The sequence below is a fragment of the Sulfuricurvum sp. genome (assembly GCF_022759005.1).
GTDB lineage: Bacteria > Campylobacterota > Campylobacteria > Campylobacterales > Sulfurimonadaceae > Sulfuricurvum.
Map to the genome: position 1 here is coordinate 1 of NZ_JAEMQA010000080.1, position 4147 is coordinate 4147.

Consider the following 4147-nt stretch of genomic DNA (forward strand, 5'->3'; position numbering starts at 1 on the left):
CCCGGTCTCTTCCGATGCGGCCACGAGAACTCCGCGAAACACTCTGTTCGTGGCAGGGCAAGGGCGACCGCCTCGCCTACACGTTTGAGATGCGAATCAATCCGACCACCTACGAGATGGATTCATTCGAGCTGTACGAGTCGATTATCCACTCCCACCGCCGTTTCACTTACGAAGAGATCGACGCCTATTTGGAGGGTCATCTAAGCGCCCAAAATGACAAAGAGGCAAAAGCATTGGCTTATATCAATGATCTCAACGTTCTAACGGGAAAACTGCGCGAAGAGCGGATGAAAAAAGGGTACAACTTCCGCTCCAGCGAACTGGAGATGCGGATCGACGAAGAGCAAAACATTGTCTCCACCGAATTCGCCGTCGAAACGCCGTCCCATGCCCTGATTGAAGATTGTATGTTGTTAGCTAACAAAGCGGCGGCATCGATGTACGAGCGCGGTGTTTTCCGTATCCACGAATCCCCTTCCCCGATGAAGCTCCAAAGCCTCTATACCGAACTCGCTTCTATCGGGATTTTTGTCGAGTCCCAAGGCTCGATCAAAGAGACCATTATGGCGATTCAAGCCGAAGCGGAGCGACGCGATCTCATCAGCGAAGTCGATACCCTAATCATTCGTGCGCAGATGCAGGCGCGCTATGCCCCCTATAACATGGGGCACTTCGGTCTCGGATTTGATCGCTACACCCACTTTACCTCTCCAATCCGCCGTTACAGCGATCTGATCGTCCATCGCCTCCTCAAAGCGATCCAAGCACACGATACCGAAGAGGGGTCGTATGTTCTTCGCAATATTGAATCCCTCTGTACCTCCATCAGCGAAAAAGAGCGCGAAGCGAGTGACATCGAAATCCGATTCCATGAGCGTAAATTCGCCCGTTGGGCAGCTACCGTGATCGGTCAAGAGTTCAAAGCGCGTATCATGCGTGCTGAAGAGCCGTTCATTGCTGAAATTCATGACGTTATCACGGGTGCCAAGGTAGCCGTTAACTCCCAATTTGGTTTAATGCTTTTCGATGACATCGTCGTCAAAATCGAAACCGCTAACCTCGCTACCGCGAAAATCACCGCCTCGTTCGTCCGCCATATAGATAAAGTAAACGATATGCACGCAAGCGTGCATGGGCACTCTGCCGAAGAGAACTCAGCGTTAGCACAGCCACGGGGAACTTCGCTTCGTAGTGTAGGAGAATAATATGAATAGACAGGATTTAGACCGCCATCTCCAAAACAACAGCGCTCCGCGTGCCATGGCACTCTTCGGCGAGAGCCATTTTCTCATCGACCGCTACGCCCACAAACTCTCTCAAATCGAGGGGGCATCGGTTCTCAACCTTTATCACGACGAGTACGATTTCAATATTGCCAAAGCGCACCTCTCCCAAGGCTCCCTCTTCGGCGATCAAAACCTCCTTATCGTCAAACACGAGAAAAAGCTCCCAAAAGCTGAACTCGATACCCTCGTCGAACTGGTCGGTAAAAACACCGACAACACCTTCATCTACTGCTACTACGGCGAGGATGTCAAAGGGGCGGACACCGCGTTCAAAGGTTCCCATACCGGATCAGTTCGCTTCTTCCACCCCTTTGCCGCCGAAGCGCGCGCCATCGTCATGCAAGAGGCGCAAAGCTTAGGGGTTCAGCTCGATAACCAAGCAGCGTTTCATCTCCTTGACATCCACAACAACGATCTTGCCCTCGCCTGCAACGAGCTTTCAAAACTCTCCATATTAGGCAAGCCGATCGGGATGAAAGAGATTGATGAACTCGTTTTCGGCCTCAGCGAAATCAAACTCGACCACTTCATCGCCCGTGTCATCGAGAAAAAAGAGTTCCTCCCCTCGCTCCATCATCTCCTCGAATCGGGAGAAAACGAGATACAGCTCCTCACCGCCATCAGCGGATTTTTGACCCAACTCTATCTTTTTAATACGGCCATAAAGATTCACGGGATCGCCGATTCGGCACTCGTATTGGGATATAAACTTCCCGGATTTGTCGAAAAAGAGCGTGCCGCACTCTCGATCAAAATCTCTTCCGAGGGGTATAAACGGGGGATTAATCTCCTCCTCGATACGGAGTTGAAGATGAAATCAACAGGAAGTCCCGATCAGGAATCACTCCTTCTCTCCGCCCTATTAAAACTCCAAAGTGTCTTATAACCAAAACTTAAATTAAGCGGATTTTTAGTATAATCCGCCCGTTCCTTGCTCTTTGCAACACGATTGTCGTGCTGTATTAATACCATAAGGGGCGAACACCATAAGGAGACATACGCTATGAGACATTACGAAAACCTAGTAATCGTAAAACCTACTCTTACAGAAGAAGAGATTAAAAATACCATCGCTCTCGTTGAAGAAGTGATCACTGCAAACGGCGGTGAGATCGTTGCTCGAGACGCAATGGGAATGAAAAAATTGGCTTACCCGATCGAGAAAAACGCTCGCGGTTATTTCTACGTTATGTATTACAAAGCGGCACCTGCTGCTATTGCTGAAATTGAACGTCGTTTCCGCATCAACGAAGAGATTTTGCGTTTCGTAACTATGAAATACGATACAAAACGTGAAATTGCAGCATGGAACGGTATGGTTGAAAAAACCAAAAAACCTGCTGCTGTTGCTGAGAAAAAAGAAGAAGCAGCTTCTTAAGCCCTTTAAGGAAAACCTATGTATAACAAAGTCATTTTGGTTGGAAATCTTACTCGTGACATCGAACTTCGATATTCACAAAACGGTTCAGCAATCGCGAAAACCGCTATTGCTACCAGTCGTAGATTTACGCTAAACGGTGAAAAAAAAGAGGAGACATGTTTTGTCGACATCACTTTTTTCGGCCGATCCGGCGAAGTAGCCAACCAATACCTGCGCAAGGGTTCTAAAATCCTTGTAGAAGGACGACTTAGTTTTGAGCAATGGGTTGACCAAACAAATGGCCAAAAGCGCTCCAAGCACTCCGTTATCGTCGAAACGATGCAAATGCTCGATTCACGCGGCGAGGGTGGTGCTCAGGGTGGTTATAATGAATACAGCGAGGGTGGAAACAGTTACGGCGGGGGATATGATGCTCCTGCTCCTAAACCGTCTTACAACCAAGCACCGTCGTATTCTAAACCTGCTCCGGTAAGAATGCCGGAAAACAATCTCCCAGAGATTGATATTAACGAAGACGAAATTCCGTTTTAGAATAAGCACAAGGATAGAACCATGTCAGAAAAAAGAAAATACAAAAAACGTTATTGCAAATACTGCGAGCAAAAAGTTGATTTCATTGACTACAAAGATGTAGCTTCTTTGAAATATTCACTCTCTGAGCGTTTCAAAATCATGCCACGCCGTCTTACAGGTAACTGTAAACGTCACCAAGACATGGTTACAGTCGCGATCAAACAATCACGCGCAGCTGCGTTGATTCCATACACTGTATCACGCAAAGTGATCGCCGGCGCTTCTTTCGAAGGTTGAGCCGAACCCGTATCGGCTTAGCCGATACACCCTCTTCTTCTAAACAATCCAACTCTCTTGATTAATCCATCCAACGTCTCGGATCGTATCGGTTACTAGGTCGTACAACTGTCGCTTTTTCCAATCTTTTAACCATAGTAACGACATCGCTTCCGTCAACGAAACTTTGCTCTACAGAGCCGTTATCATGGCGTATAAACCCATGTCGCCCATAAAAAGATATAGCAGGTGAATTATGTACGATACTGACACTGATAGTATCATAGAGTGCCCCCGCTTCGATAAACAACTGTTCGATCATCCGAGAGCCAATCCCCTGCCCTCGAAAGTCAGGAAGTATCGCAATATTCAAAATAGGGGTATTATCATCGATATATCCGTTAGAGCCGTGATCAGCGTTTAAACGGCGTATCCAGACGGCTCCAGCGAGTTTATTATCAACAAGGGAATAAAGACCCAAATCTTTGCTCGTAAAGCCGTAGAACTCTTCATAGATTCTAAGTTTTGGTAAATCAGAGAGGGTTTTATTAACCTGATCCAAGCGAAGTGCATAATGGAGCATATCGGTAACAATTTTTTGTTCGGAAGATCGTAAGAAATAAAGTGTCGGTTTCATGGATGAAAGTATACAGCAACGATGCTAATAGGATAATTTAGCTTGCTAAAA

Annotated in this window: 6 protein-coding genes; 5 read left to right on the plus strand and 1 reads right to left on the minus strand. The window is 47.0% G+C overall.

Annotated features, from left to right (window positions below):
- The 5 genes from JHC35_RS05305 to rpsR all read left to right on the plus strand — a co-directional run.
- Positions 1-1208, plus strand: a 1208-nt coding sequence (locus JHC35_RS05305) for an RNB domain-containing ribonuclease (RefSeq protein ID WP_295042733.1), incomplete at its 5' end; no start/stop codon positions are given.
- Position 1209: 1 nt separating this feature from the next.
- Positions 1210-2175 carry a DNA polymerase III subunit delta gene (gene holA, locus JHC35_RS05310; protein WP_295042735.1) on the plus strand — a complete coding sequence of 322 codons (966 nt, stop codon included), beginning with the start codon at positions 1210-1212 and terminating at the stop codon, positions 2173-2175.
- A 117-nt stretch (positions 2176-2292) separates the two neighbouring features.
- Positions 2293-2667 (plus strand): 30S ribosomal protein S6, encoded by a 375-nt coding sequence (gene rpsF / locus JHC35_RS05315; protein WP_295042737.1) that lies wholly within the window; start codon positions 2293-2295, stop codon positions 2665-2667.
- 18 nt (positions 2668-2685) lie between these two features.
- Positions 2686-3201, plus strand: a complete 516-nt coding sequence (locus JHC35_RS05320) for a single-stranded DNA-binding protein (protein ID WP_295042738.1) — start codon at positions 2686-2688, stop codon at positions 3199-3201.
- 21 nt (positions 3202-3222) lie between these two features.
- Positions 3223-3480, plus strand: a complete 258-nt coding sequence (rpsR, locus tag JHC35_RS05325) for a 30S ribosomal protein S18 (RefSeq protein WP_295042739.1) — start codon at positions 3223-3225, stop codon at positions 3478-3480.
- A gap of 61 nt (positions 3481-3541) precedes the next feature.
- On the opposite strand, the gene JHC35_RS05330 is transcribed toward rpsR, so the two are convergent.
- A complete protein-coding gene (locus JHC35_RS05330; RefSeq protein ID WP_295042741.1) occupies positions 3542-4096 on the minus strand; it encodes a GNAT family N-acetyltransferase in 555 nt (184 codons plus the stop codon).
- Positions 4097-4147 lie beyond the last annotated feature (51 nt).

Excerpts from the sequence above, each read along its gene's own strand:
- holA (WP_295042735.1), top strand. The coding sequence starts at position 1,210 with ATGAATAGACAGGATTTAGACCGCCATCTCCAAAACAACAGCGCTCCG.
- rpsF (WP_295042737.1), top strand. The coding sequence starts at position 2,293 with ATGAGACATTACGAAAACCTAGTAATCGTAAAACCTACTCTTACAGAA.
- JHC35_RS05320 (WP_295042738.1), top strand. The coding sequence starts at position 2,686 with ATGTATAACAAAGTCATTTTGGTTGGAAATCTTACTCGTGACATCGAA.
- rpsR (WP_295042739.1), top strand. The coding sequence starts at position 3,223 with ATGTCAGAAAAAAGAAAATACAAAAAACGTTATTGCAAATACTGCGAG.
- JHC35_RS05330 (WP_295042741.1), bottom strand. The coding sequence starts at position 4,096 with ATGAAACCGACACTTTATTTCTTACGATCTTCCGAACAAAAAATTGTT.